Here is a 23,556-nt window from a genome sequence, read left to right on the forward strand (position 1 = left end):
TCGCACCGCCAGATTCCGCAAGAACCTTCGTGATCGCCGCCGTCAGCGTCGTCTTCCCATGGTCAACATGACCAATAGTCCCAATGTTGCAGTGCGGCTTCGTCCGCGAAAACTTCTCCTTCCCCATCGGTCAGGATCTCCCTCGTCTCAAGTCGTTGTCGCATCCGGCACAGCCCTCGCGGCCCGCACCACCTTGTCCCTGCCCAGCACGCCCGTCCCAATACGCCCGATCCCTGGCCCGGCCTTCTCCGGCCAGAGGGCGGGAGGGGGCGACAATGGAGCGGGTGATGGGAATCGAACCCACGTCACCAGCTTGGAAGGCTGGTGCTCTACCATTGAGCTACACCCGCCCGGTCACCCGCCACGCCGCCGAATATCGGCCCCTGAGTCTGTGTCTGAGCTGTCGTGTATTCCCTGGTCCGCCGCCACCCCGGATCGTCAACCGTATGCCCCGGCAGCGATCCATCGCGACCAGGGTCTTCGTGCGCCCGCCCGGCGCCACTGATACCGCGCCACGCGGCGCCCGAACTTCTTCAGCGCCTATAGGCGCCGCCCGTTTACAGACCGGATTGGTCCGGCCCGGGTCTTGCCGCCACCAACGCCATGGTGCGGTGGTGGTGGAGGGGGTAGGATTCGAACCTACGTAGACATAAGTCGGCAGATTTACAGTCTGCTGCCATTAACCGCTCGGCCACCCCTCCCTGCCTGGCTGGCGCAACCACCCCGAAAATCAGGGCTTGCAGCCAAAGCGCCCGCGCAATATCGAGATATTCCGAGCCCTGTCAACGACCCTGCCACTGTGGTCAAAGACCCCGCCACGGGAGTCAACGACCCTGCCACAAAGGGAAAGAACAAGCGTCGCGGTTTCCGGCATCCCGGCCACCACGGCGTCCCGTTCCTCGTCTCAACACTCTATATAGTCGAACCTCATGGCCGGACGCAACCGAGACAAAAACCCCTCCCGCCCGCCAGGGCCCGATAATGGCCCCGGTCGCAGCGGCCCGGGCCGCCGTGGGCGGCGGGCGGGCGGCACCGACTGGGTCTGGGGCCGCCACGCGGTCGAGGCGGCGCTGGCCAATCCCGATCGCGACTGCCAGCGCCTGGCCCTGACCGCCGAGGCTTTGGCCGATCTGGCGCCGGATCTGGCCGGCCGCGCCGCCCACCGCGACGTTGTGGGCCGCGGCGAGGTGACCCGCCTGCTGCCGCCAGGGGCGGTCCACCAAGGCATCGCCCTGCTGACCGGGCCGCCGGCGGCGGCCGATCTGGAGGATCTGATCCGTGCCAGCGGGCCGGCCGCAGTGCTTGTCGCGCTGGACCAGGCGAGCGACCCGCAGAATGTGGGTGCGGTCCTGCGCTCCGCCGCCGCCTTCGGCGCCACCGGCCTGATCCTGCCCGACCGCCATTCGCCGCCCCTGACCGGCACCGTCCTGAAAGCCGCCTCCGGCGCGGCTGAACGGGTACCGGTCGCCCGGGTGGTCAATCTGGCGCAGACCCTGGAGCGGCTGCAGGCGACCGGGTTCTGGTGCATCGGCCTGGATGCGGCGGGCGCGATGCCGCTCGATCAGGCGCCGCTGGAGGGACGGGTCTGTCTGGTGCTGGGCGCTGAAGGAGAGGGCCTGCGCCGTCTGACGCGCGAACGCTGTGACGCCCTCGCCCGCATTCCCATGGCCAGCGGCACCGAGAGCCTGAATCTGGCGGCCAGTGCGGCGGTGGTTCTGTGGGAGTGCTGGCGGCGGCGGGCCGCCATGACGCCCGGTTGACGGGGGCTAGCCGGGCTGGTCGGGCGGGCCGCCGGGCCGGGCTGATTGCAGGACGGGGCCGTCTGCGCCTAAGGTCCGGCCCGCCTGGGCCGGCTTAGCTCAGTGGTAGAGCAGCGGTTTTGTAAACCGAAGGTCGGGGGTTCAAATCCCTCAGCCGGCACCAGAGGGCGCGGCGCGATACGTCCAGGCCGCTCCGGCCTTCCGCCGTCAGCGGCGAAAGCCGGGCCCGGCTGTCAGCCCCGCGCCCCTTCCGCCAGCCACAGATCCGCATCGGCCGCGCCGACCGCCTTCAGCAGGACGCGCAGCTCGCTGTGGAAGTGCTGGCGGCTGACGAAACAGCTCTGCATGTGGCGCAGGCCCTGCCCCGGCTCATAGTAGGTGCGGCCGTGCAGGATACGCTGATTGTCATAGACCGACATGTCGCCTGGCTCCATGTGGTAGCGAATCTGAAAACGCGGGTCATGCAGCAGGCGGACCCAGCGGGCCAGCGCGTCATAGACCGGACGCACCTGATCCGGCGGCACGTCCAGCGGGTCCAGCGCCCGGTCGCTGAAACGAATACCCGCCAGATTTCCGTCTCCATCCAGGGTGATGGTCCGGCCGTGGGCGCGGTAGTCCAGGTCGTCCGACTGAATCGAATAGGGCAGCGGCGTACTGGCCAGCAGGTCGAACGCTTCCTCCGACTCATCGCGCAACGCCATGGCGATGGCGAAGCCGTCGGCGAGAAAGCTGTCGCCACCGCCGGGATTGGCCGCCAGGCAGTGAAAGAAGCTGATACCCGGCGGGTAGTAGCCATAATTGTTGTCGGTGTGCAGCGGCAGGAACTCCGTCACTTCGGTGCCGCCATAGTTGAAGGCGGAGTCCACCTTGATCTCCGACACGGGCCCGTGCTTGCCCTGACTCGGCACGCCGAACAGGCCGGCCACCTGGGCCACGGTGCCGGGTGAGGTCGGCACATTGGTGAGACGGGCGAAGCCGTAGTCGCGCACCTGGCGGGCCACAGCCAGACGGCCGTCGTCGCCCGCCGCCACCCGGTCATAGCCAAGGGCTGGCAAGCCATTGCCCATACGGCTATCCCACAGCACGGGCCGGTGGCGGGCGGCCTGACGGGTGGTCCGGTCATAGGCGTGACGGCGCAGCCATGCGGCGTCGTGGCGGGTGGCGCGGCCATCCGACCAGTCGATGGCCAGGGTGTCGCCGGCGGTGTCTATGTGCCGCGGCGTGACGGCGCCCGGCGCGTCCGGAAAGGAGGGGGTGGCGTCGCCGGACTTGGCGCCCTGCGCCGTCGGGAAGAACAGGTCGTGACGCAGCCAGACAAAATGATATCCGGTCGTATGTCCGTCACTGAAGCTGACCTGCAGCACTTCATCCGCCTGCGGCTCCGCCGATCGGATCGTCACCGTGTCAGTCATGATCACCCCTCGCCCGGGAACAGCACCGCACCTGTTGCCGCTATACGCTGACGCCGGGTCGGCCCGCCGGTCAAGCACCGGGCGCGAGCAATTGCATGGCGGCCGGCCAACCGGCCAAGATAACGCACCACCGAGGACCACCAGCCCCATAAGGACAGCACCATGCGCCAGAACGCCCTGAAAGCCCTGTGGCGTGACGGCAAGCCGGCGATCAATGCCTGGCTTGGCGTCGCCTCCAGCTTTTCGGCCGAAGTCATGGCCCATGCCGGCTTTGACACCGTGACGGTGGATACCCAGCACGGCATGGTGGACGGACAGCAGGCCATCGCCATGCTGCAGGCCATCTCCACCACCGAGGCAACGCCGCTGATGCGGGTGGTGTGGAACGATCCGGCGCTGATCATGAAGGCGCTGGACTCCGGCGCCTATGGCATCATCTGCCCGATGGTCAACACGGCCGAGGAATGCCGGGCCTTCGTCGGTGCCTGCCGCTATGCGCCGGACGGCTATCGCAGTGTCGGCCCGGCCCGCGGCACGCTGTATGGCGGCAGTGATTATCTGCTGCACGCCAATGACGAGATCGTCACCCTGGCCATGATCGAAACCCGTCAGGCGATGGACAATCTGGAGGCGATCCTGGATGTGCCGGGACTGGACGGAGTCTATATCGGCCCCAATGACCTGTCCCTGTCGCTGGGCTATGCCGCCTCGCCGGACCCGCAGGACAAGGAAGTGCTGGAGGCCATCGCCCGCGTGCGCAAAGCGACCAAGGCGCGCGGCCAGGCCTGCGCCATGCACTGCACGGGCGGCGCCATGGGCCGGCGGCTGATCGAGCAGGGCATGGACCTGGTGACCGTCGCCATCGACTGGCGGATGATGGCCCTTGGTTCGGCGGCGGAAATCAAGGCGGCGCGCGGCGCCTGAATCGTCACACAGTCTGAGGGGGCGGCCAGAGGTCCACTTTGGGGCGGATGGCTAGAGATTGGCCAGCATGCCGCCATCCACCGCCAGAATGGCACCGCTGACGAAGGCGCCGGCCGGCGAGGCGAGGAAGATGGCGGCGCCGGCCACCTCGTCCGGCTCACCCCAGCGGCCGAGCGGTGTGCGCTGTTCGATCCAGCGGGCAAAACCGGAGTCCGGATCTTGCCACAAGGGGCGGTTGAGCTCCGTCTTGAAATAGCCGGGGGCGATGGCGTTAGCGGTGATGCCCTGCGGCCCCAGCTCCACCGCGAGAGCGCGGGTCAGGCCATGCAGTCCGGCCTTGGCGACCGCATAGGCCGCAACCCCCGGCCGGGCGACGAAACCCATGACCGAGGCCGTCAGGATAATACGGCCACGGCCGGCCGGCACCATGCGCCGGGCCGCCTCGCGGGCCAGAACAAAGCAGGCGGTGAGGTTGGTTTCGGTCACCTGGCGGTAGTCGTCGGTGGTCACCTCCAGCAGCGGCTTGCGGACGCCGATACCGGCATTGAGCACGATCGTATCGAGACGACCATGCCGCGCCATGAGCCGGTCCAACGCGGCGATGGCCGCCGCCTCGTCGGTCACGTCAAAGGCTGCTGCCTCGCCACTGTGGCCGGCCGCCGCCAGCTCTTCGCAACGCGCGGCAAGCGTCGCGCCATCCCGTCCGTTGAGCACCACATGAGCGCCCTGCCCCGCCATGGCGCGGGCCATGGCCCAGCCAAGCCCGCGTGACGCACCGGTCACCAGCACCACCTGCCCGGCCAGAGAGAAAAGATCGCCGGCCGGCGCAGGGCTGGTCATGGCGCCGCCTGACATGGCGCGGGCGCCGGCACAGCCGGACGGCGGACCGTCGACGGGTCAGCCGACCTTGACCGGCTTGATCTCCGGGAAGGCATCGGTCTTTTTGGTCGACCCAGACATGGTGGCCGGGTCGGTGGCGTAGAAGGTCACGCACATCTCGTCACCGGCTTCGTAAACGAACTTGGTGTCCTTGGGGATCCACAGGATATCACCGGGCCCTACATTCCAGCGCTTGTCGCCCTGACGCAGGCTCATCTTGCCAGAGATGATGTAGAGGATTTCGTTATAGCCCTTAACCGTGTGCTCCATCTCGCACTTCCGGAAGTGGCAGAAGCCGCCGCCAATGCCGCCGCTGTTGCCGGCATTGATGACCGGCACCGTGAAGACCGGCCGGGCGTTGTCGATGGTCTGGTCCTTGCGGCTGAAAGCCTGAATTCCGGACATGTGATATCTCCCTTGCGATAGCGATGGACGTCGAATGGCTGACCGGTCACTGCGGGGCACCGGATGGCCCGGCCAGTCTAGCGCCGGACGGCACAGAGTCGATTCCCCGTCCCGGCCATACTTCATGGCCATTAGTCCCCCGGCCATGCTTCATGGCCATTAGTCCCCCGGCCATACTTCATGGCCATTAGTCAGAGTCCCTGCTAGCTTTTCGGCAGATGACCGACCGGGCACCGCCGGCGCCCGTTGTCGGCATGACGGTCCTTCATGGGGAATGAGCGACATGGACGAAATCCGATTGATCGAACTGAGCGGGTCGCCGCGGACGCGTGGCCGTCAACATGGCGAGACCCTGCGGCACGAGATCGGCGCACTGTACGACACCTTCCGCGGCCTGATGGCGCGGGGCGAGCACGGCGCACCAGGCTTCGATGAAGCGACTATCAATGCCTATGCCGGGGCCCACTGGCCGGCCATCCGCCGCGATGCACCCGATCTGGCCGACGAGATCGAAGGCATCGCCGAGGGCGCGGCGACCAGCCGCGACGCCATCATGACCCTGACCTGTGTCGCGGAGGTCCGCCGACTGCGTCAGGGCCGGGTGCGCCAGAGCCTGATCGACGCCGGCCACCTGGCGGCCGAGGGCCAGCGTGGCTGCACCTGTTTCGGCGTTCAGGGCGGCGCGGCGCGCGACGGCAATGTCTATCTCGGTCAGAACTACGATATCGAGCCGTTGTGGACGCCCATTGCCTTCCGCATCGCGGCCCATGACGACAGCCCGGCGCAGGTGGCCATCGGCCACGCGGGGATCATGTGCGAGTTCGGCGTCAATGACGCGGGCATCGGTTTTGTCGCCAGCGCCATTCTGGTCCAGGACCAGCGGCCAGGCCTGCCCGCGCCGGTGATTGGCCGGATGATCCTGTCACGGCGAACGCTGAGCGAGGCGACGGACGCCGTGGTCAAGGCCGAGCGCACTATCGGCATCCACTATCTGATCGGCTCTGATTTCGGTCTGATGGACGTGGAGACCAGCGCGGCACAACACGCGGTCACTTATGTGACGGCGGACAGCGTCGCCTTCGCCAATCACATCCGCGCAGACTCCCTGCAGCCGCTCAGCCTGGGCGTTTATGGCCACAGCACCTTCGTCCGTGAAGGACGCATGATGCAGCTTCTGGCGCGCAGTCATGGCGAGATTTCAGCCGGGATCCTGCAGGCCTGCCTGGCGGATCATGCGGATTCGCCGCTCAGCATCTGTGGCCATGTGGCGGACGGACGGTCCACCTGTGAGTCGCGGGCGTCGGTTGTGCTGCGGCCGGCCGACGGCACTCTATGGGTCAGCGACGGAACGCCGTGCGCCCATTCCTGGCGCGAAATCCGGGCCGGCGGTCCGGGCGCGGTGGCCGGGCTGCGCACGGTCGCCTGAGCCGCACCGGCATGGCCCGTCGCGGGATAGGCGAAGGCCGCCAGGCCTCGCCGGCGCTGGCCTACACCCTTCTCACTCTGGCGGCCCTGTTCTGGTCAGGAAATTTCCTGCTGGCGCGGGCGGTGCATCTGGATGTGCCGCCGATCGGCCTCAACTTCTGGCGCTGGGTGTTGGCCCTGCTGATACTCCTGCCGTTCGCGGGCGCGGCAGCCTTGCGCCACCGGGCCGTCCTCGGCGCCCACTTCGGCCTGCTTCTGTTGCTGGGCGGTCTTGGCATCGCCGGGTTCAACAGCGCCGCCTATCTGGCGTTGGGCGCCACCACCGCGGTCAACGGGGTGCTGATCGTCTCGGCCACGCCGGTGCTGATCGTGCTGGTGTCGTGGCTGCTGGACCGGCGGCCGGCGACGCCGCGCCAGATAGCCGGGGTTGCGCTGTCGCTGGCCGGCGCCCTGGTCATCATCACCCGCGGCGATATTGCGGTCATCGCCAGTCTAGGCTTCAACCGGGGCGATCTGTGGATGGTCCTGGCGATCACCTTCTGGGCAACCTATTCGGTTCTGCTGCGCCGCGCGCCGCCGGACGTGCCGCCGCTGGCCCTGCTCACCACACTGGTCGCCATCGGCCTGGTTCTGCTGCTGCCGGTCTATGTGGCGGAAGCCATCTGGGGGCGGCCCATGCCGGTGACCTGGGTCAGCGCCGGATCGATCGCCTATGTGGCGCTGTTCGCCTCCATCGGCGCCTATGTCAGTTGGAACCGGGCCGTCGCCATGGTCGGGCCCAATGTGTCGGGCCTGTTCCTGCACCTGATGCCGGTGTTCACCACCCTGGGCGCGGTGCTGCTGCTGGACGAGTCCCTGCGCCTGTTCCACCTGCCGGGGATCGGCCTTATCGGCCTTGGCCTGTGGCTCGCCACATTAGCGCGTCCGCAGAGAGCGTCCGGATCGGGGCCACGCCCCGCGACAACGGCAGGCGACGCCGGCTGACACCCGGCCGGTCAGCGGCGCCCTGTCAGTCGGCCCCAATATTGTCGATCAGGCGGGTCGCGCCGAGACGTGCGGCGGCAAGGATGCGCCGGGCGGCGGCGCCAGGGTCAGCGGCCGGCCCAAGGGTGGCGGCGTCACGCACGGTCACATAATCCACGTCACTGAAGCCGGCGGCGACGAGCGCCTGTCCGGCAGCCTGACAGGCAACGGCCGCCGGTTGGCCGGCGGCAAGACGGGAGCGGGTCTCTTGCAGGGTCTGGTGCAGCATCGGCGCGATGCGCCTTTGACCGGGCGTCAGATAAGCATTGCGCGACGATAGAGCCAGGCCGTCGCCTTCCCGCACGGTCGGCCCCGACAATATCCGCACCGGTATATCGAGATCGGCCACCAAGCGGCGGATGATGACCAGTTGCTGCCAGTCCTTTTCGCCGAACACCGCATAGTCAGGAAGAACCCGCAGCAGCAGCTTGGTGACTACCGTTGCCACCCCCTCGAAATGGCCGGGTCGTGCCAGGCCGCACAAATCATCGCCCAGTCGCGCCACCCGGACGGTGGTGGCAAAACCCGGCGGATAGATGTCATCAGCCGGCGGCGCATAGCACAGGCCAACCCCCGCCCGGGCCATGGTGGCGAGATCGCCCGCCTCATCGCGCGGATAGCGGGCCAGATCCTCACCGGCGGAGAACTGGCGCGGATTGACGAACAGACTGGCCACCACCCGGTCGGCGGCGCGGCCGGCGATGGTCATGAGCGAGACATGGCCGGCATGGAGCGCACCCATGGTCGGCACCAGGGCTATGCTGTGGCCGGCGCCGCGCCATTCGGCAAGCGCCGCCTGCAGCGCGTCACGCCGCCGCACCACCAGCACATCAGCCACCGGGTCAGGCCTTGCGGGTGTCCGGCCGCCGGCCAGGCGGCCAGGCATTGCCGGGATAAATATTCTCCGGCTGAGGAAAGCGCCGGGCGCGCACGTCGGCGGCGTAGCGCGCGGCAGCCTGTTCAATGGCCTCGTCGAGACGGGCGTAGCGGGTGACGAAGCGCGGCACGTCCGGTCCATTGAGGCCCAGCATGTCCTCACTCACCAGAATCTGGCCGTCGCAGAAGGCTGACGCACCGATGCCAAGGGTCGGCGCGGGCACCTCGGCGGTGATGGCGCGGGCCACAGGTTCGGCCACCGCCTCCACCACCAGAGCGAAGGCGCCGGCGGCGGCGATCGCCTGTGCATCATCACGCACCCGCCGGCCGGAAACCGCATCTCTGCCCTGCACCCGGTACCCACCGACCGTGTTCACCGACTGTGGCTGCAGCCCCACATGGCCCATGACCGGAATGCCACGGCGCACCAGGAAGGCGACGGTCTCAGCCATGTCCAGACCACCCTCCAGCTTTACCGCCTGGGCGCCGGTCTCCTGCAACACGCGGGCGGCGCTGCGAAAAGCCTGCACCGGCGATTCCTGGTAGGAGCCGAACGGCAGGTCAATGACGACGCAGGCACGATGGCTGGCCGCCACCACGGCCCGGCCGTGGGCGATCATGATCCGGAGGGTGACCGGCAGGGTGCTGTCATAGCCGTAGAGCACCATGCCCACCGTATCGCCCACCAGCAGCAAATCCGCATGGCCATCGAGCGCTCGGGCCATGGGCGCCGTATAGGCGGTGAGCGCGACGATGGGTTGGCCGCCCTTGCGCCCGGCAATAGCGGCGGTTGTGGTGCGCTGTGTGGCACGGGGGGTTGAAGTGGACATGGTGCGGTCAGGCTGTTTCGCGACAGGTTGGCGTCAGGCCGCGGCCATCACGCGGCGGGCAGCCTCCAGCAACAGAATATCATTGCCGCGCCCGGCGATCAGCGACAAACCGATAGGACAACCGCCGACCCGGCCCAGCGGCAAACTGACCTGAGGCAAGCGGGCCAGGCCGGCGATGCAGGTGAGCGTCAGGGTGCGGGCCCGAAAATCCTCAAACACCGCCTGGCCGGCGTCCTTGCGTGGCGCCGCATCGGGCGCCGCTGGCAGGCACAGGATGGCGCCGTCGGCCAGCAGCGCGTCCATGTGCCGGGTGATCGTCTCACGCCGCCGCGCCGCCGCCGCAACCACCGCCGGATCCACGTCGCGAGCGGCGATGAAGCGCTCGCGGACGCCTGGACCAAAGTCAGGGTCGGTCGCCTCAATCCATGCGCCATGGGTTTTCCAGATCTCACTGAACTGCAACGGACGGAAAGTGTCGAGCCAGATGGCAAGGCCGTCGGCCGCCACGGTCAGCGGCGTCGCCGGACCCAGCACCTGTTCGGCCAGACGGCGGGCCGGCGCCAGCGCCTGCTGCGCCGCGGCGACCGGCACGGCAAAGGCATCCTCGGCCAGCAACAACCGACCCGGTGCGGTGACCGCAGCCGGAGTGTGATCCTGCAGCAGGACACGGCCAACCAGCTCCAGCAGCAGGGGGTCGCGGGCAAACCAGCCGCATGTGTCGAAACTGGGCGCCAGCGGCATGACATGATCCAGCGCGATGCGGCCATGACTGGGCCGAAATCCCAGGATGCCGCAGAAGCTGGCGGGCGCCCGCACCGAACCGCCGGTATCGGAGCCGACCGCAAAGTCCACCGCGCCGCCGGCCACCGCTGCCGCCGAGCCGGACGAGGATCCGCCCGGCACACGATCGGGGCAGGCACTGTTCAGGGGCGTTCCGTGGTGATGGTTGGCGCCAATGATGGAGAAGGCCAGCTCGTCGGTGATGGTCTTGCCCGTCATACGGGCGCCGGCCGCCAGCAACCGCGCTACGGCCGGCGCCGTATGGCCGGCCGGCCAATGACTGCGCAGCCAGTCGGGGTTGCCGCAGCCGGTGACATGGCCGGCAATGTCATAGATATCCTTGACCGCAAAGGAGCGGCCCACCAGAGGACCGCTGGCCGCACCCGGCAGGGCTACATCCTCGTGCGGCACAAAGCAGCCAAGGTGTGCAAAGCGGCGGCGGAAGTGAGTTTCGGCTGAAGGGTCGCTCGGCATTTCGTTCATGGTTCAATCCGTAGGGGGCCAGTAGGGGGCCAGCGGGGGCCCGTGGCGACTATGATTGCGGCCCTGTGTGCACATCGCGGCGGGCCTTGCACCGCAACAAACAGGGACCGACAGTCGGCTCCTGATCGCCCCTTGTCGAGGCTAGCGCACCATGAAGCTGATCTATACGCCGAGTGACGGCTATATCCACAAGGTCCTGGCCTTCGCCCAGGAGGCCGGCGTTCTGGACCGCATGGAGATGGTGCCGGTCATCCCCTTCGCAGCGGATGTGGATATCAGCGCCATCAACCCGCTGGGCAAGGTGCCGACGCTGGTGACGGACCAGGGCGAGGCAATCTATGGCGGCCCGGTCATCTGCCAGTATCTGGACTCCCTGTCACCTGGTCCAAGCCTCTATCCCGGCCCGGGGCCGGCCCTGTGGCGCACCCTGACCCGCATCACCCTGGCCGAAGGAGTGTTTGAAGCCATGGTGGCGCTGAGCCTGGAGTCACGGTTTGCGCCGGAGCAGCAACGCCAGGGCGATGTGGAGCGTGCCTGGCGCAAGGTGGTCAAGGGCCTCGACCGCATGGAGCAGGACGCCGCCGAGCCGGGCCCGTTCGACGCGGCGCAGATATTCACCGCCGGAGCGGTCAGCTTCGTCGAGGCGGTGGCGGCCAATGTGGGCAAGGCCCTTGCCGGCCTCGACCCGGCCTACGACTGGCGGGCCGGCCGACCGGTCCTGGCCGCCTGGTATGACCAGGTCAAGACCCGACCGTCCCTACGCAAAGTACGTATTCCACCGAATTAGAGCCCGCCGTAAGGGGCTCCGCCGCAGGCTACCAACCTGAAACCGCCCGAGTGAGACGTCCTACCCAACCCGCCGCAGGAGACCCCCATGAGCCCCGCCGATAGCGCCTATCCCCGTGACCTGATCGGCTATGGCGAGACGCCGCCACACGCCCAATGGCCCGGCGACGCGAGAATCGCCGTCTCTATCGTCGTCAACTACGAGGAGGGTGCGGAATATTCGATCCTGCACGGTGACGGCCACTCGGAATCAATACTGTCGGAGGTGGCCGGCCTGTCACAACTGCCGGGCCAGCGCGAAGTCAATATAGAGAGCATGTATGAGTATGGCAGCCGGGCCGGATTCTGGCGGGTGATGCGCATTCTGCAGGAGCGTGAGCTACCGGTGACGATCTATGCCTGCGGCATGGCGCTGGAACGCAACCCGGCAGCGGCCGAGGCGATTGCCCGCACGGGCTGGGAGGTGTGCAGCCACGGCTGGCGGTGGATCGACTATCACGGCATGGACGAAGCGCTGGAGCGCGAGCACATGGCGCGCAACGTAGACAGCCTGACGCGGCTGATCGGCCGCCGGCCGGTAGGCTGGTATACCGGGCGGCCGAGCCAGAATACCCGCCGGCTGGTCGTGGAGCATGGCGGCTTTCTTTATGATTCCGATGGCTATGCCGACGACCTGCCTTATTGGGAGACGGTCGGTGGTCAACCGCACCTGATTGTGCCGCACCAGTTCGACAACAATGATTCGAAGCTCGTGCACGTCAACGGCTTCTCCTATGGCGGCCACTACGAGCAATACCTGCGGGACAATTTCGACATGCTGTACGCCGAGGGCGCGGAGCGGCCGAAGATGATGACCATCAGTCTGCATTCGCGAATCATCGGCCGGCCCGGGCGGGCCATGGCGCTGATCCGGGCCCTGGACCACATCCGGCGACACGACAGGGTGTGGTTTACCGACCGCCAGGCAATCGCCCGTCACTGGGCCGCCACCCACCCGGCCGCCACCTACCCGACCGGCGGCTGAGGCGGTCCGGACAGTGCAGAACCGGCAGCGCGGAGCCGGAAACAGGCAGGCCGGCAACGCCCGCATTGGCTTCACAACTTCGCGAACAGGCAGCAGCGGCCTTTGACCGGGATTCGCCGCCTGATAGCGTCCGCCGATCCGCGCCCTACCGGGCGCTGTCCGGACACTTCAATCCGGGGAAGCTTATGCCTCGCATTGTAATAACCGCCGTGATCGCCGCCGCCGCCGGTGCGCTGGTCATGTGGCTGGTTCTCAGCCAGACCGGCGACCATGGCCCGATGATGGCTGACGACGCCATGGACAATGGCGAGACCATGGCCAGCGACGGCACCATGGCCAGCGATGACGCCATGAGCAGTGACTCCATGAGCGACGACGCCATGATGGCGGCCGGCCTGGATATGGATGCGGATGACGTGATTGCCGCTCGCCGCGCCATTATGCGCAGTGTCGGCGCCCATACCGGTCTGCTGAGCGCCGTCGCCAAGGGCGAACTGGCCTTCGGCGCCCATGTCACCAACAGCGCCAAGGCGTTGCAGGCGCTGGCCAACGGGTATGGCCATCTGTTCCCGGCCGGCACCGGGGCCGCTGACGGAGACACCAACGCGCTGGATGTCATCTGGGATAACATGGCGGACTTCGATAGCAAGCTGAGTGACATGCAGATGGCCGCCGCCAACCTGGCCGACGCGACAGATGCCGCAGGCGTCGGCGCCGGTATGCAGGCGCTGGGTGGCTCGTGTCAGGCCTGCCACCAAACCTACCGCAAGCCGCTCAACTGACGGCCGGCGTTTTCCCATAGTGGCAAAAGCCCGGCCCCGGCCGGGCTTTTGTTTGCCGGCGGCTGGTGCCCGAGCGGTCAGACAGCCGGCGCCTTGCGGATACGGAAGATGAGGCGCTCACCCTCCTCCGCCACGGACAGAAGCTCATCGCCGGTAGTCTCGCAGAAAGAGCGAAAGTCGGCTCGCGCGCCGGGATCGGTGGCGATCACCCGCAGGACACCGCCCGGTGGCACCGGCTTCAGGGCCCGCCGCGCCAGCAACACCGGTATGGGGCACTTCTGGCCGGATGTGTCGAGGATCGTCTCGTCAGCGCCATGACCGGCCGTGGCGGCGGGGTCGGGCCGGCCGGTCATGGCCGTTCCGCCACACCGGCACGAGCGCCTGTACCGGCACCCGGGAATAACAAAAAGCTGCACATTCCGCGCCTCTTCGGTTGACCGCGAGTCGTCACGGGCAGAGTATGCGCCTCGCCCCGTCGGGCACCTGGATTCTCCGGCCGGATTCTCCGCCGACGCATGAATATATACCTGCCCATTGCCGAGCTTTCGGTCAACGTCTTCATCATCCTGGGACTGGGCGGCGGTGTGGGGTTTCTCTCCGGCCTGTTCGGCGTCGGCGGCGGCTTTCTGATGACGCCGCTGCTGATTTTCATTGGCATTCCACCGCCGGTCGCCGTCGCCACCGAAGCCAATCAGATCGTTGCCTCGTCAGTGTCGGGCGTTCTCGCCCACTGGCGGCGCAACAATGTGGATTTCAAGATGGGGCTGGTGCTGCTGGCCGGCGGCATCATCGGCTCGACCCTCGGTGTGTGGCTGTTCAGCGTACTGCGCAACCTTGGCCAGATTGATCTGGTGATTTCCCTGTCCTACGTCCTGTTCCTCGGCATCATCGGCGCGCTGATGCTGCAGGAAAGCGTGCGCGCCATCCTGCGCCGGCGCAGCGGCGGTGGCGCGCGTCGCAAACTGCACCAGCATACGTGGATGCACGGCCTGCCGTTCAAGATGCGCTTTCGCAAATCGCGCCTCTATATCAGTGCCCTGTTGCCGCTGGCGATCGGTGTTCTGGTGGGTATTCTGGCGGCGATCATGGGCGTCGGCGGCGGCTTCATCATGGTGCCGGCGATGATTTATCTTCTGGGTATGCCGACCGCCGTGGTGGTCGGCACCTCCCTGTTCCAGATCATATTCGTCACTGCCAACGTGACCTTTCTGCAGTCCGTACAGAACCAGACCGTTGACGTGGTTCTGGCCCTGCTGCTGCTGACCGGCGGCGTCATCGGCGCGCAGATCGGCAGTCGGTTCGGCGGCCGCTTGCAGGGCGAGGAATTGCGCGGCCTGCTGGCGCTGATGGTGCTTATGGTCTGCGGCAAGCTGCTGTTCGACCTGGTGGTGACGCCAGGCGACGTATACAGCCTGGGGCCACTGGGGCACGGCTCATGAGAACCTCGTTGCGCTCGGTCCTGACCGTGATGCTGGCGCTGACCGCACTGGCGGGCAGTGCGCCGGCGGCGCAACTGGCGGTCGACCTGTCGGACCACACGGTGGCTATTTCCACCGGTTTCGCCGGAACCAGCTTGCTGTTGTTCGGCGCCACGGAACAAGATGGCGATCTGGTGGTGGTGGTCACCGGGCCAAAGCATGACATGACAGTGCGCCGCAAATCGCGGGTGAGCGGCGTGTGGGTCAACACGGAGTCCGCCACCTTCGGTGGCGTTCCGGGGTTTTATGCGGTGGCGGCCACCCGACCGCTGGACCAGGTGACCGACGAAGCGGCGCGGCGGCGACACGAGATCGGCTTTGAGAACATTGCCCTGCAGCGACCGCTTGGGGTGGCGCCGGAAACCGTCACGGCCTTTCGTGACGGCCTGCGCCGCAACCTGGTCAAGGCCGGTCTGGTTGTGACGGAAACGCGAGCCGTTGAGGTCATCGACGAGCGTCTGTTCCGCACCCGAATCGCCATGCCGTCGAACGTTCCCATCGGCACCTATCTGACCCGCGTCATGCTGTTTCAGGATGGCGAACTCATCAGTGTGCGAACAACGCCCCTGCGGGTGGAGCGCACTGGAGTGGGCGCCAGTGTCTTTGAGTTCGCTCATAACCAGTCGGCCATATACGGCCTGGTCGCCATTGCCCTGGCGCTGGCCGCCGGCTGGTTTGCCGCTATCGTCTTCCGCCGCTAGGGCCATGCTCTTGCAGCACACCGGCCGACAACGGACAATGCGGACATGAGCGATGTCCCTGTCAGCGGCAATCCAGCCGGCGATAACCCGCCCGAAGGCGGTCGCGTCTTTCTCGTCGTTCTCGACGACAGTGAGGAACTGCGCGCGGCGCTGCGCTTCGCCTGTCGTCGCGCCGCCAAGACCAATGGCCGGGTCGCCCTTCTGTACGTTACGGAGCCGACCGAGTTCGAGCACTGGGCGGCGGTCGGCAACCTGATGCGCGAAGAAGCGCGGGAAGAGGCGGAGCAACTGCTGCAACGCTATTCCGCCCAGGTGCATGAGATATCCGGCCAGATGCCCACCCTATATCTGCGCGAGGGCAACCGCCGGGACGAACTGCTGAACCTTATTGATGAAGAGCCGTCCATATCCGTCCTGGTGCTGGCCGCCAGCGGTGGCCGCAAGGGCCCCGGCCCGTTGATCAGCTTTCTGACCGGTCGCGGCGCTGGACGTCTGCATGTACCCCTGACCATCGTGCCGGGCAGCCTGAGCGATGAGCAGATCGACGGCCTGACCTGACCTGGCCCTGCCCTGACCTGGTCCGGCCTTGACCTGAACGGGCCGCTGGCCGACGGTGCGGACCGCGCGCAGGCACCGGCCCGACCGGTCATCAGCCCCATGGAGTTTGCATGACAACGGATTTCTGGAGCGGCCGCGAGCAGGTGGACACCTCGCCCAAGGTGGCGGACGAGGTCAAGACCACCACCTGCTACATGTGCGCCTGCCGCTGCGGCATCAAGGTGCACCTGCTGAACGGTCAGATCCGCTACATCCAGGGCAATCGCGATCATCCGGTCAACAAGGGCGTACTGTGCGGCAAGGGATCGGCGGGCATCATGACCCAGCACTCGCCGGCCCGCCTGACCCGGCCGCTGCGCCGCAAGGGACCGCGCGGCAGTGGCGAGTTCGAGGAAATAAGCTGGGACGAGGCGTTGGCCACGGCGAGCGACTGGCTGGGCCGCATTCGCGCCAGCGACCCGCGCCGGCTTGCCTTCTTTACCGGACGCGACCAGAGCCAGGCCCTGACCGGCTGGTGGGCAACCCAGTTCGGCACACCCAACTATGCCGCCCATGGCGGCTTCTGCTCCGTCAATGTGGCGGCGGCCGGGCTCTATACCCTCGGCGCCTCATTCTGGGAGTTCGGCGAGCCGGACTGGGAGCAGACCCGCTACCTGCTGATGTTCGGTGTGGCGGAGGACCATGATTCAAACCCCATCAAGATCGGCCTGGGCCACCTGAAGACGGCGGGCCAGGCGAAGTTCGTCTCGGTCAATCCGGTCAAGACCGGCTATTCCGCCATCGCCGACGAATGGATCGGCATTCGGCCGGGCACCGACGGCCTGTTCGTCCTGGCGCTGGTGCACGAGCTGCTGCGCGCCGGCAAGGTGGACCTGGACTATCTGGCCATGACCAGCAATGCGCCGTGGCTGGTGATCAGCGATGAGGGCAAGGGCGAGGACGGTCTGTTCGCGCGCGGCGAGGATGGCGAGGCGCTGGTCTGGGACCAGGCCGGCGAGCGGCTGGCCAGCGCCACGGACCCGGCAGCCCGACCGGCCCTGACCGGCACCCGCCCACTGCCGGACGGACGCCAGGGCGAGACCGTCTTCAGCCTGTTGGCGCGGCGCTATCTCGACCCGGCCTATGGGCCGGATGCGGTGGCCGAACGGTGCGGTGTGCCGGCGGCGACGATCCGGCGCATCGCCGCCGAACTGGCGCACGCCGCCTTCGACCAGGCCATCACCGTGCACCAGCCGTGGACCGACTGGCGCGGCAAGCAACACCAGACGGTCACCGGGCGGCCGGTGGCCATGCACCTGATGCGCGGCATCTCCGCCCACTCCAACGGTTTTCAGACGGTGCGCGCGGTGCATGTGCTGCAGCTCCTGCTGGGGGCGGTGGAGACGCCGGGCAGCTTCCGCTTCAAGCCGCCCTATCCCAAGGCGACACCGCCGCCGCTGCGGCCCGCCGGCAAACCAGGCGACGTGACGCCGGGCCAGCCGCTGAAAGGCCCGCCGCTTGGCTTTCCCATGGGCCCGGAAGATCTGGTGATCGACGCCGACGGCAACCCACTGCGTCTGGACAAGGCGTTCAGTTGGGAGGCGCCGCTGGCCGCCCACGGCATGATGCACACGGTGATCCGCAACGCCTGGGCCGGTGATCCCTACCCGGTGGATACGCTGTTCATGTACATGGCCAACATGGCCTGGAACTCCTCCATGAACACCAAAGCCACCATAGACATGCTGGCCGACATGAACGAGGACGGCAGCTATCGCATTCCGCGCATCATCTATTCCGATGCCTTCTATTCCGAGATGGTGCCCTACGCCGACCTGATCCTGCCGGACACCACCTATCTGGAGCGGTGGGACTGTATTTCCACCCTGGACCGGCCGATCGGCGATGCGGAAGCGGCGGGCGACGCCATCCGCCAGCCGATCATGCCGCTGGACCGCGATGTGCGTCCCTTTCAAGACGTGCTGATTGACCTGGGCGCCAGGCTAGGCCTGCCGGGGCTGGTAAAGGAGGATGGCACACCACGCTATCCCGGCGGCTATGCCGACTATATGGTCAATCATGAGCGTACGCCCGGCGTCGGCATGCTCACCGGCTTTCGCGGCCCCGACGGCGACCAGTTCGGCAAGGGGCCGGCCAATCCCGACCAGTTGCAGCGCTATATCGCCAATGGCTGTTTCTACCGCCATGAGATTCCGCCGGCCGGTCGCTATCTGAAGACACAGAATCGCGACTATCTGGAGTGGGCGGCGGCAGCCGGCTTCATCGGCAAAGCGGCGCCAATCGTCTTTCAGCTATATGTGGAGCCGCTGGCGCGCCTGCGTCAGGCGGCACGCGGTCATGGCCCGGTGCAGCCGCCGGACCGCCACCGCGCGCGTCTGCAGGCCTATTGCGACCCGCTGCCCATCTGGTATGCGCCGTTCGAAGAAAGCGGGTTGGATGAAGAGACCTATCCCCTGCACGCGATCACCCAGCGGCCCATGGCGATGTATCACTCGTGGGGATCGCAGAACGCCTGGCTTCGACAGATCCACGGCTCCAACCCGCTATATGTGAACCGGGCCTGGGCAACCGGTCAGGATCTGAGCGATGGTGACTGGGTGTGGATTACGTCGCCGTGGGGACGGGTCAAGGCTGAAATCAAGTTGATGGAAGGGGTGCAGCCGGAAACGGTCTGGACATGGAACGCCATCGGCAAACGGCGCGGCGCCTGGAATCTGGATTCGGACGTGGCGGAATTCCGCCGCGGCTTCCTGCTGAATCATGTGATCACCGAGTTGCTGCCGGCGCAGGGCGACGGTTATCGTTATGCCAATGCCGACCCGATCACCGGCCAGGCAGCGTGGTACGACCTGCGCGTCCGGCTGCAGAAGGTGGCGCCGGAAGAAGCCGGCGAGACCGAACCACGCTTTGCCGAGCCGCGGCTGCCCCACAATATGCCGGTCAGGCCGCACATCCTGCGCCGCGGCACCATGTTCCGGCCCGATGGAGACGGCTCATGACCAGCCTGCCGCGACAGACGGATGGTGGCCGCCGGAAAAAGCTGGGCCTGGTCATCGACCTGGATATCTGCGTCGGCTGTCATGCCTGCGCCGTCAATTGCAAGGAATGGAATGACGGTGGCCACTCCGCGCCGCTGACCGACCAGGAGCCCTATGGCAAGGACGTGAGCGGTGTGTGGTTCAACCGCATCCACAGCTATGAGTGCGGCGACGGCCCGACCAGCCGGACGGTGCACTTCCCGAAATCGTGCCTGCATTGCGAGACGCCGGCCTGCGTCACCGTGTGTCCGACAGGCGCCTCCTACAAGCGCGAGGAAGACGGCATCGTCCTGGTCAATGCCGACACCTGCATCGGCTGCAAACTGTGTTCATGGGCGTGCCCCTATGGCGCGCGCGAATATGACCAGAGCGACGGTGTGATGAAGAAGTGCACCCTGTGCATCGACCGCATCTACAACGAGAATCTGGAAGAGGTGGACCGGGTGCCGGCCTGTGTTTCCACCTGTCCGGTAAGCGCCCGTCATTTTGGCGATCTGGGTGACCCGGACTCTGACGTGTCGCATCTGGTAACGGAGCGCGGCGGCTTCGACCTCATGGCGGAGCTGGGCTATCAGCCGGTGAACAAGTACCTGCCGCCGCGGCCGCGCAAGGACAAGAGCGGCGCCACGGGCACCGGCGACGCCCTGACGCCGCTGGCCGAGCTGGCGGCGGCCGGCAGCGACAGCGCGGCCGGGGCCAAGGGCTTCCTCGGCTGGGTTGACCGCATGTTGTCGGCATAGGACAGAGGGCGAAGCGATGCATCCGGCCTATTCCGTCATTTTCTTCACCACCGCCTCCGGGACCGGCTATGGCCTGCTGGGCCTGCTGGGCATTCTGGTGGCCAGCGGCCATCTGCCGGCCGACCCGGTGCTGGGCCTTGTGGGCCTGGGGCTGGCCATGGCGCTGATCACCGGTGGCCTGCTGTCCTCCATGGCCCACCTGGGGCATCCTGAGCGCTTCCTGCGGGCGCTGACTCAGTGGCGCTCGTCGTGGCTGTCGCGCGAGGGGGTCGCCTCAATCCTCACCTACGGTCCGCTGGCCTGGCTTGGTATCGGCTGGGTGTTCTTTGCCGATGCACCGGAGGCCTGGCGCTTGGCGGGACCCATCGCCGCGGTCCTGTGCCTGATCACCGTATGGTGCACCGGCATGATCTACGCCAGCCTGCCGACCGTGCCGCAGTGGCATACGGTGCGAACCAACTGGGCTTATGTAGCCCTGGCCGTCGCCGGCGGCGCACTGCTGCTTAACGTGTTGCGCCTGCCATGGGCGCCGTTCGAGCCCCTGTTCGCCATAATGGCCATCGTCGGCCTGGCGCTGGGCTGGATGGCGAAAGAGTCCTACTGGCGCCACGCCGATAGCGGCACCGGCCGCATCACGGCGGAGTCGGCGACGGGCCTTGGCGCGCTGGGCAAAGTCCGTCTGTTCGAATCGCCCCATACCCAGTCCAGCTATCTGATGCAGGAGATGGGCTATCGTCTGGCCCGCCGTCATGCGACGCGTCTGCGGACTCTGGTGCGCGTCCTGCTGTTCGCCGTGCCAGCCATCCTGGTGGTGGTGGCGGCTCTGTTCGCCAACGCCGCCTCCGGCGCCGCTGACCGGGCGCCGGGCCTGGACCAGGCCGCAGCACAGCAACGGAGCGCGGCGCTGGAGCTGGTGGCCACGGCCCAGACGAAAGAAGAGGAAGACAGGGCGGCACTGGCGGTCGTCATGGCAGACGCGGCGGAGAGCGCCGCCGCGGCGGAGCATGCCTCTGCCGCCAACCTGCGGATGCTGGGCATTATCGCGGCGCTGTTGGCCCTGTTTCCGGCCGGTCTTGGCCTGATTGTGGAGCGCTGGCTGTTCTTCGCCGAGGCCAAGCACGTGGTGACGCTTTACTACGGCGCGGAGCGCGCGTGAGCCTGCACCGGCGGGCAGGATGGCCGAGGCGAAGCGCCTGACTTAAGGTTCGCCACCACGCCAGATGCAGGGGACACAGCATGACACCGGAATCCATCGTCAAGGCGGCGGACGTTCTGTTCCGCCTGCGGCTTGACCCGACATTTCGCCTGGACCATCTGGCGCCCGACTGCGTGCCGGCGGACGAGGCCGAGGGCTATCAGATCAACGATGCGCTGCACCGCAAGCTGTCAGCCGCGGGATATGGCGATCCGGCTGGCTACAAGCTGGGGTGCACGACGCCGCTGATGCAGGAACGCATTGGCCTGGACCATCCGGCCGCCGGGGTTATCGTCAACACCTGCATCTTCAATCATGAAGTGACTCACGATGGCCGCGTCGTCCGGTCCATGGGCATCGAGAACGAGATTGTGGTGCGTCTGGGCAAGGACATGCCGGCCGGCATGGCGCCCTGGGACGGCCAGAAGGTGGCCGCCTATGTGGACAGCGTCATCGGCAGCATTGAGCTGGTCGAACAGCGCTACGCCATTCAGGAAGAAACCCGCAACGCCCACATCCCAACCGTCATCGGCGATGACTTCTGGCACTATGGCACCATCCTGGGTGAGCCGGTCGCGCGCTGGAAAGACATTGACCTGCTGAACAGCGAAGCCAAGACCATCCTGGATGGTAAGGAGATCGGCAGCGGCTTTGGCAAGGCGGCGCTGGGCGACCCGCTGAATGCGGTAGCGTGGTGCGCCAATCACCTGGCCGAACGCGGCCGCGAGCTCAAGGCCGGCATGATCGTTCAGACCGGCAATCTGGTGCCGGTCATCCGCCCGGTCATCGGCCAGACCGTGGTGTGCGACCACGGCGCCCTGGGACGGGCGACCTACCGGGTCATCTGACCGCCGCCGCCCACACCCGACCGCGGCAGGCCCGGCACCGCCGGGCTGCTGCGGAGACGGCGACTATCAAGGCGGCACTACCGGCAGGGGTTACCAGCGGGGCCGGTAGCCCATTTCCTTTTCAAAGGCGTCGAGGGTTTCCTCGCTCGGCGGGTAATTGCCGTGGGCCGGCGCGCCGGCGTCGATGCGGCGGCGGATGAACGCCTCCATGGCGTCATGGTCACGGGCATGGCGGGCGATCTCCGCTGCCATCTGACGGGGAATGACGATGACCCCGTCATCGTTGCCGATCAGCACGTCGCCGGGGATGACCAGGGTTTCGCCGCAAGCGACGGCGCTTTGCACCTCGTAGGGGTAGTGGCTGGCGCTGGGCCCGGGCGCGGCGCGACTGCGACACCATACCGGCAGACCCATCTCACGCAGCTCCGCCACGTCACGCATGCCGCCATCGGTGACGATGGCGACACCGCCACGTTTGACAATGCGGCCGCCCAGCACGTCGCCGATCACGCCGGCATCAGTGACGCCGCGCGCGTCCACCACCAGCACATCGCCTTCGGCGATCTCATCGGCCGCCACATGCAGCGCCCGGTCCGAGCGGTAGGCCATGGACGGATTGACCACGTCATCACGCGCCGGCAAATAGCGCAAGGTATAGGCCGTGCCGATGAAGGAAGCGCGCCGGTCGTCGATTGGTGAAATGTCACGGATGATGTTGTTGCGGATGCCGCTGCGCCAGAGGATGCCCGAGACGGTGGCGGCGGTGCACTGATTCAGCAGGTCACGCACCTCCTCTTCCAGCGGACCCCAGGCCTTGTGCTCCGATCGACTCATCATTCCTCCCTGCGGCCAGCGACCGCTCTGTGCGCGGCATAGGCCGCCAGTGTGTCCGCATCCGGCGGATAGGTACCCGGCAGGGCTGCACCCGCCGCCACCCGCTGGCGAAGAAAGGCTTCCAGCGGCTCGCGCTCCGCGGCGGCGCGGGCCACCACCGCCGCCAGCCGACGCGGCAGAACGATGACGCCATCGCCATCGCCGACGATCATGTCCCCGGGCTCCACTGCCACCCCGCCGCAGGCAATAGCCAGACCGGTGTCGGCCGCCATCAAGGTGGCAAAGTGCGCCGGCGCCGCGGCACCGCCAGCGAACATCGGCATATCCAGCGCGGCCAGAGTCGCCGCATCACGCACCGCGCCGTCGGTGACGACAGCCGCCGCCCCGCGCACCTGCAACCGGGCAGCCAGAATATCACCGAGCACCCCTGCCCCTTGCATCCCCATGGCGTCGACCACCAGCACATGGCCGGCGGGAAAGGTATCAATCGCGCGGCGCTGCGGGTGGGCCGGATCGGCCACTGATTCAGGTGACGACAGATCCTCGCGCAACGGCAGGAAGCGCAGGGTCACCGCCGGACCGAAGAAGCGCCGGGCCGGCCGCGCCAGGTCGGCGACACCAGCCATGAAGACCCGTCGCACCCCACGCTTGAGCAGTTCGGTATGGAGCGACGCGGTGGAGGCGACAGCCAGGTCCGCCGCAAGCCGGGCGTCGTCAACCAGGTTTTGTAATGGTGCCTCAGACATGCATACCCCCGCGCTCATGAAACTGGTAG

The 23,556-nt window shown here is 67.1% G+C and carries 24 protein-coding genes and 3 tRNA genes; 15 read left to right on the top strand and 12 right to left on the bottom strand.

What is annotated here, in order from left to right:
• The 3 genes from RIE31_05910 to RIE31_05920 form a co-directional block, all read right to left on the bottom strand.
• Positions 1 to 127, bottom strand: a 127-nt coding sequence (locus RIE31_05910) for a GTP-binding protein (protein MEQ8640122.1), incomplete at its 3' end; no start/stop codon positions are given.
• Between the two features lie 149 nt (positions 128 to 276).
• A tRNA-Gly gene (locus RIE31_05915) sits at positions 277 to 350 on the bottom strand.
• 265 nt (positions 351 to 615) lie between these two features.
• Positions 616 to 701: transfer RNA gene (locus RIE31_05920), tRNA-Tyr, on the bottom strand.
• 228 nt (positions 702 to 929) lie between these two features.
• Here RIE31_05920 and rlmB point away from each other — a divergent pair.
• Both rlmB and RIE31_05930 read left to right on the top strand, forming a co-directional pair.
• Positions 930 to 1,760, top strand: coding sequence for a 23S rRNA (guanosine(2251)-2'-O)-methyltransferase RlmB (gene rlmB / locus RIE31_05925; protein ID MEQ8640123.1), 831 nt, complete (start codon positions 930 to 932; stop codon positions 1,758 to 1,760).
• Between the two features lie 88 nt (positions 1,761 to 1,848).
• Positions 1,849 to 1,923: transfer RNA gene (locus tag RIE31_05930), tRNA-Thr, on the top strand.
• A gap of 70 nt (positions 1,924 to 1,993) precedes the next feature.
• On the opposite strand, the gene RIE31_05935 is transcribed toward RIE31_05930, so the two are convergent.
• Positions 1,994 to 3,172, bottom strand: coding sequence for a TauD/TfdA family dioxygenase (locus RIE31_05935; protein ID MEQ8640124.1), 1,179 nt, complete (start codon positions 3,170 to 3,172; stop codon positions 1,994 to 1,996).
• A 162-nt stretch (positions 3,173 to 3,334) separates the two neighbouring features.
• On the opposite strand from RIE31_05935, the gene RIE31_05940 reads away from it, so the two are divergent.
• Positions 3,335 to 4,096, top strand: a complete 762-nt coding sequence (locus tag RIE31_05940; protein ID MEQ8640125.1) for an aldolase/citrate lyase family protein — start codon at positions 3,335 to 3,337, stop codon at positions 4,094 to 4,096.
• A 51-nt stretch (positions 4,097 to 4,147) separates the two neighbouring features.
• Here RIE31_05940 and RIE31_05945 read toward each other — a convergent pair whose 3' ends face one another.
• Both RIE31_05945 and RIE31_05950 read right to left on the bottom strand, forming a co-directional pair.
• Positions 4,148 to 4,936 (bottom strand): SDR family oxidoreductase, encoded by a 789-nt coding sequence (locus RIE31_05945; GenBank protein MEQ8640126.1) that lies wholly within the window; start codon positions 4,934 to 4,936, stop codon positions 4,148 to 4,150.
• Positions 4,937 to 4,993: 57 nt separating this feature from the next.
• Positions 4,994 to 5,380 (bottom strand): AraC family ligand binding domain-containing protein, encoded by a 387-nt coding sequence (locus RIE31_05950; GenBank protein ID MEQ8640127.1) that lies wholly within the window; start codon positions 5,378 to 5,380, stop codon positions 4,994 to 4,996.
• Between the two features lie 283 nt (positions 5,381 to 5,663).
• Between RIE31_05950 and RIE31_05955 the strand changes: the two genes are divergently transcribed.
• Together RIE31_05955 and RIE31_05960 are read left to right on the top strand one after the other, a co-directional pair.
• Positions 5,664 to 6,806, top strand: coding sequence for a C45 family peptidase (locus tag RIE31_05955; GenBank protein MEQ8640128.1), 1,143 nt, complete (start codon positions 5,664 to 5,666; stop codon positions 6,804 to 6,806).
• Positions 6,807 to 6,817: 11 nt separating this feature from the next.
• Positions 6,818 to 7,789, top strand: coding sequence for a DMT family transporter (locus tag RIE31_05960; protein MEQ8640129.1), 972 nt, complete (start codon positions 6,818 to 6,820; stop codon positions 7,787 to 7,789).
• A gap of 25 nt (positions 7,790 to 7,814) precedes the next feature.
• On the opposite strand, the gene panC is transcribed toward RIE31_05960, so the two are convergent.
• Genes panC through RIE31_05975 form a run of 3 tightly spaced genes read right to left on the bottom strand, consistent with a single transcriptional unit; the run spans position 7,815 to position 10,797 of the window.
• A complete protein-coding gene (gene panC, locus RIE31_05965) occupies positions 7,815 to 8,666 on the bottom strand; it encodes a pantoate--beta-alanine ligase (GenBank protein MEQ8640130.1) in 852 nt (283 codons plus the stop codon).
• A 4-nt stretch (positions 8,667 to 8,670) separates the two neighbouring features.
• Complete coding sequence (gene panB, locus RIE31_05970; GenBank protein MEQ8640131.1) at positions 8,671 to 9,534, bottom strand: 3-methyl-2-oxobutanoate hydroxymethyltransferase; 864 nt, start codon at positions 9,532 to 9,534, stop codon at positions 8,671 to 8,673.
• Between the two features lie 33 nt (positions 9,535 to 9,567).
• Positions 9,568 to 10,797 carry an amidase gene (locus RIE31_05975; GenBank protein MEQ8640132.1) on the bottom strand — a complete coding sequence of 410 codons (1,230 nt, stop codon included), beginning with the start codon at positions 10,795 to 10,797 and terminating at the stop codon, positions 9,568 to 9,570.
• Between the two features lie 151 nt (positions 10,798 to 10,948).
• Between RIE31_05975 and RIE31_05980 the strand changes: the two genes are divergently transcribed.
• From RIE31_05980 to RIE31_05990, 3 genes are all read left to right on the top strand, one after another.
• Positions 10,949 to 11,584: a glutathione S-transferase family protein gene (locus RIE31_05980; protein ID MEQ8640133.1), complete on the top strand. Its 636-nt coding sequence runs from the start codon at positions 10,949 to 10,951 to the stop codon at positions 11,582 to 11,584.
• 87 nt (positions 11,585 to 11,671) lie between these two features.
• Entirely contained in the window at positions 11,672 to 12,607 is a 936-nt protein-coding gene (gene puuE, locus RIE31_05985) for an allantoinase PuuE (protein MEQ8640134.1), read from the top strand.
• A gap of 185 nt (positions 12,608 to 12,792) precedes the next feature.
• Positions 12,793 to 13,389: a cytochrome c gene (locus tag RIE31_05990; protein ID MEQ8640135.1), complete on the top strand. Its 597-nt coding sequence runs from the start codon at positions 12,793 to 12,795 to the stop codon at positions 13,387 to 13,389.
• Positions 13,390 to 13,466: 77 nt separating this feature from the next.
• On the opposite strand, the gene RIE31_05995 is transcribed toward RIE31_05990, so the two are convergent.
• Positions 13,467 to 13,742 (bottom strand): sulfurtransferase TusA family protein, encoded by a 276-nt coding sequence (locus tag RIE31_05995; protein MEQ8640136.1) that lies wholly within the window; start codon positions 13,740 to 13,742, stop codon positions 13,467 to 13,469.
• 162 nt (positions 13,743 to 13,904) lie between these two features.
• Here RIE31_05995 and RIE31_06000 point away from each other — a divergent pair, with 162 nt between their 5' ends.
• The 7 genes from RIE31_06000 to RIE31_06030 all read left to right on the top strand — a co-directional run bounded on the left by RIE31_06000 (position 13,905) and on the right by RIE31_06030 (position 21,947).
• Positions 13,905 to 14,828 (top strand): sulfite exporter TauE/SafE family protein, encoded by a 924-nt coding sequence (locus RIE31_06000; GenBank protein MEQ8640137.1) that lies wholly within the window; start codon positions 13,905 to 13,907, stop codon positions 14,826 to 14,828.
• Complete coding sequence (locus tag RIE31_06005; GenBank protein MEQ8640138.1) at positions 14,825 to 15,568, top strand: TIGR02186 family protein; 744 nt, start codon at positions 14,825 to 14,827, stop codon at positions 15,566 to 15,568. The genes RIE31_06000 and RIE31_06005 overlap by 4 nt, the downstream gene beginning before the upstream one ends.
• Positions 15,569 to 15,613: 45 nt before the next feature.
• The gene (locus RIE31_06010) at positions 15,614 to 16,126 is read left to right on the top strand and encodes a universal stress protein (GenBank protein MEQ8640139.1); all 513 of its coding nucleotides are present in this window, start codon (positions 15,614 to 15,616) and stop codon (positions 16,124 to 16,126) included.
• A 110-nt stretch (positions 16,127 to 16,236) separates the two neighbouring features.
• Positions 16,237 to 19,125 carry a molybdopterin oxidoreductase family protein gene (locus tag RIE31_06015; GenBank protein ID MEQ8640140.1) on the top strand — a complete coding sequence of 963 codons (2,889 nt, stop codon included), beginning with the start codon at positions 16,237 to 16,239 and terminating at the stop codon, positions 19,123 to 19,125.
• Entirely contained in the window at positions 19,122 to 19,904 is a 783-nt protein-coding gene (locus tag RIE31_06020; GenBank protein ID MEQ8640141.1) for a 4Fe-4S dicluster domain-containing protein, read from the top strand. The genes RIE31_06015 and RIE31_06020 overlap by 4 nt, the downstream gene beginning before the upstream one ends.
• Positions 19,905 to 19,920: 16 nt before the next feature.
• Positions 19,921 to 21,060 carry a DmsC/YnfH family molybdoenzyme membrane anchor subunit gene (locus RIE31_06025; GenBank protein ID MEQ8640142.1) on the top strand — a complete coding sequence of 380 codons (1,140 nt, stop codon included), beginning with the start codon at positions 19,921 to 19,923 and terminating at the stop codon, positions 21,058 to 21,060.
• Positions 21,061 to 21,140: 80 nt separating this feature from the next.
• A complete protein-coding gene (locus RIE31_06030; GenBank protein ID MEQ8640143.1) occupies positions 21,141 to 21,947 on the top strand; it encodes a hypothetical protein in 807 nt (268 codons plus the stop codon).
• Positions 21,948 to 22,037: 90 nt separating this feature from the next.
• Here RIE31_06030 and RIE31_06035 read toward each other — a convergent pair whose 3' ends face one another.
• Entirely contained in the window at positions 22,038 to 22,784 is a 747-nt protein-coding gene (locus RIE31_06035; GenBank protein ID MEQ8640144.1) for a ribonuclease activity regulator RraA, read from the bottom strand.
• Positions 22,781 to 23,527: a ribonuclease activity regulator RraA gene (locus tag RIE31_06040; GenBank protein ID MEQ8640145.1), complete on the bottom strand. Its 747-nt coding sequence runs from the start codon at positions 23,525 to 23,527 to the stop codon at positions 22,781 to 22,783. Before RIE31_06040 ends, RIE31_06035 begins: the two co-directional genes overlap by 4 nt.
• Positions 23,528 to 23,556 lie beyond the last annotated feature (29 nt).

Source organism: Alphaproteobacteria bacterium (assembly GCA_040218575.1).
GTDB lineage: Bacteria > Pseudomonadota > Alphaproteobacteria > JAVJRE01 > JAVJRE01 > JAVJRE01.

What these genes read in the sequence shown, in the direction of transcription:
- rlmB (MEQ8640123.1), top strand. Translation starts at nt 930, where the DNA reads ATGGCCGGACGCAACCGAGACAAAAACCCCTCCCGCCCGCCAGGGCCC.
- RIE31_05935 (MEQ8640124.1), bottom strand. Translation starts at nt 3,172, where the DNA reads ATGACTGACACGGTGACGATCCGATCGGCGGAGCCGCAGGCGGATGAA.
- RIE31_05940 (MEQ8640125.1), top strand. Translation starts at nt 3,335, where the DNA reads ATGCGCCAGAACGCCCTGAAAGCCCTGTGGCGTGACGGCAAGCCGGCG.
- RIE31_05945 (MEQ8640126.1), bottom strand. Translation starts at nt 4,936, where the DNA reads ATGACCAGCCCTGCGCCGGCCGGCGATCTTTTCTCTCTGGCCGGGCAG.
- RIE31_05950 (MEQ8640127.1), bottom strand. Translation starts at nt 5,380, where the DNA reads ATGTCCGGAATTCAGGCTTTCAGCCGCAAGGACCAGACCATCGACAAC.
- RIE31_05955 (MEQ8640128.1), top strand. Translation starts at nt 5,664, where the DNA reads ATGGACGAAATCCGATTGATCGAACTGAGCGGGTCGCCGCGGACGCGT.
- RIE31_05960 (MEQ8640129.1), top strand. Translation starts at nt 6,818, where the DNA reads ATGGCCCGTCGCGGGATAGGCGAAGGCCGCCAGGCCTCGCCGGCGCTG.
- panB (MEQ8640131.1), bottom strand. Translation starts at nt 9,534, where the DNA reads ATGTCCACTTCAACCCCCCGTGCCACACAGCGCACCACAACCGCCGCT.
- RIE31_05975 (MEQ8640132.1), bottom strand. Translation starts at nt 10,797, where the DNA reads ATGAACGAAATGCCGAGCGACCCTTCAGCCGAAACTCACTTCCGCCGC.
- RIE31_05980 (MEQ8640133.1), top strand. Translation starts at nt 10,949, where the DNA reads ATGAAGCTGATCTATACGCCGAGTGACGGCTATATCCACAAGGTCCTG.
- puuE (MEQ8640134.1), top strand. Translation starts at nt 11,672, where the DNA reads ATGAGCCCCGCCGATAGCGCCTATCCCCGTGACCTGATCGGCTATGGC.
- RIE31_05990 (MEQ8640135.1), top strand. Translation starts at nt 12,793, where the DNA reads ATGCCTCGCATTGTAATAACCGCCGTGATCGCCGCCGCCGCCGGTGCG.
- RIE31_05995 (MEQ8640136.1), bottom strand. Translation starts at nt 13,742, where the DNA reads ATGACCGGCCGGCCCGACCCCGCCGCCACGGCCGGTCATGGCGCTGAC.
- RIE31_06000 (MEQ8640137.1), top strand. Translation starts at nt 13,905, where the DNA reads ATGAATATATACCTGCCCATTGCCGAGCTTTCGGTCAACGTCTTCATC.
- RIE31_06005 (MEQ8640138.1), top strand. Translation starts at nt 14,825, where the DNA reads ATGAGAACCTCGTTGCGCTCGGTCCTGACCGTGATGCTGGCGCTGACC.
- RIE31_06010 (MEQ8640139.1), top strand. Translation starts at nt 15,614, where the DNA reads ATGAGCGATGTCCCTGTCAGCGGCAATCCAGCCGGCGATAACCCGCCC.
- RIE31_06015 (MEQ8640140.1), top strand. Translation starts at nt 16,237, where the DNA reads ATGACAACGGATTTCTGGAGCGGCCGCGAGCAGGTGGACACCTCGCCC.
- RIE31_06020 (MEQ8640141.1), top strand. Translation starts at nt 19,122, where the DNA reads ATGACCAGCCTGCCGCGACAGACGGATGGTGGCCGCCGGAAAAAGCTG.
- RIE31_06025 (MEQ8640142.1), top strand. Translation starts at nt 19,921, where the DNA reads ATGCATCCGGCCTATTCCGTCATTTTCTTCACCACCGCCTCCGGGACC.
- RIE31_06030 (MEQ8640143.1), top strand. Translation starts at nt 21,141, where the DNA reads ATGACACCGGAATCCATCGTCAAGGCGGCGGACGTTCTGTTCCGCCTG.
- RIE31_06035 (MEQ8640144.1), bottom strand. Translation starts at nt 22,784, where the DNA reads ATGATGAGTCGATCGGAGCACAAGGCCTGGGGTCCGCTGGAAGAGGAG.
- RIE31_06040 (MEQ8640145.1), bottom strand. Translation starts at nt 23,527, where the DNA reads ATGTCTGAGGCACCATTACAAAACCTGGTTGACGACGCCCGGCTTGCG.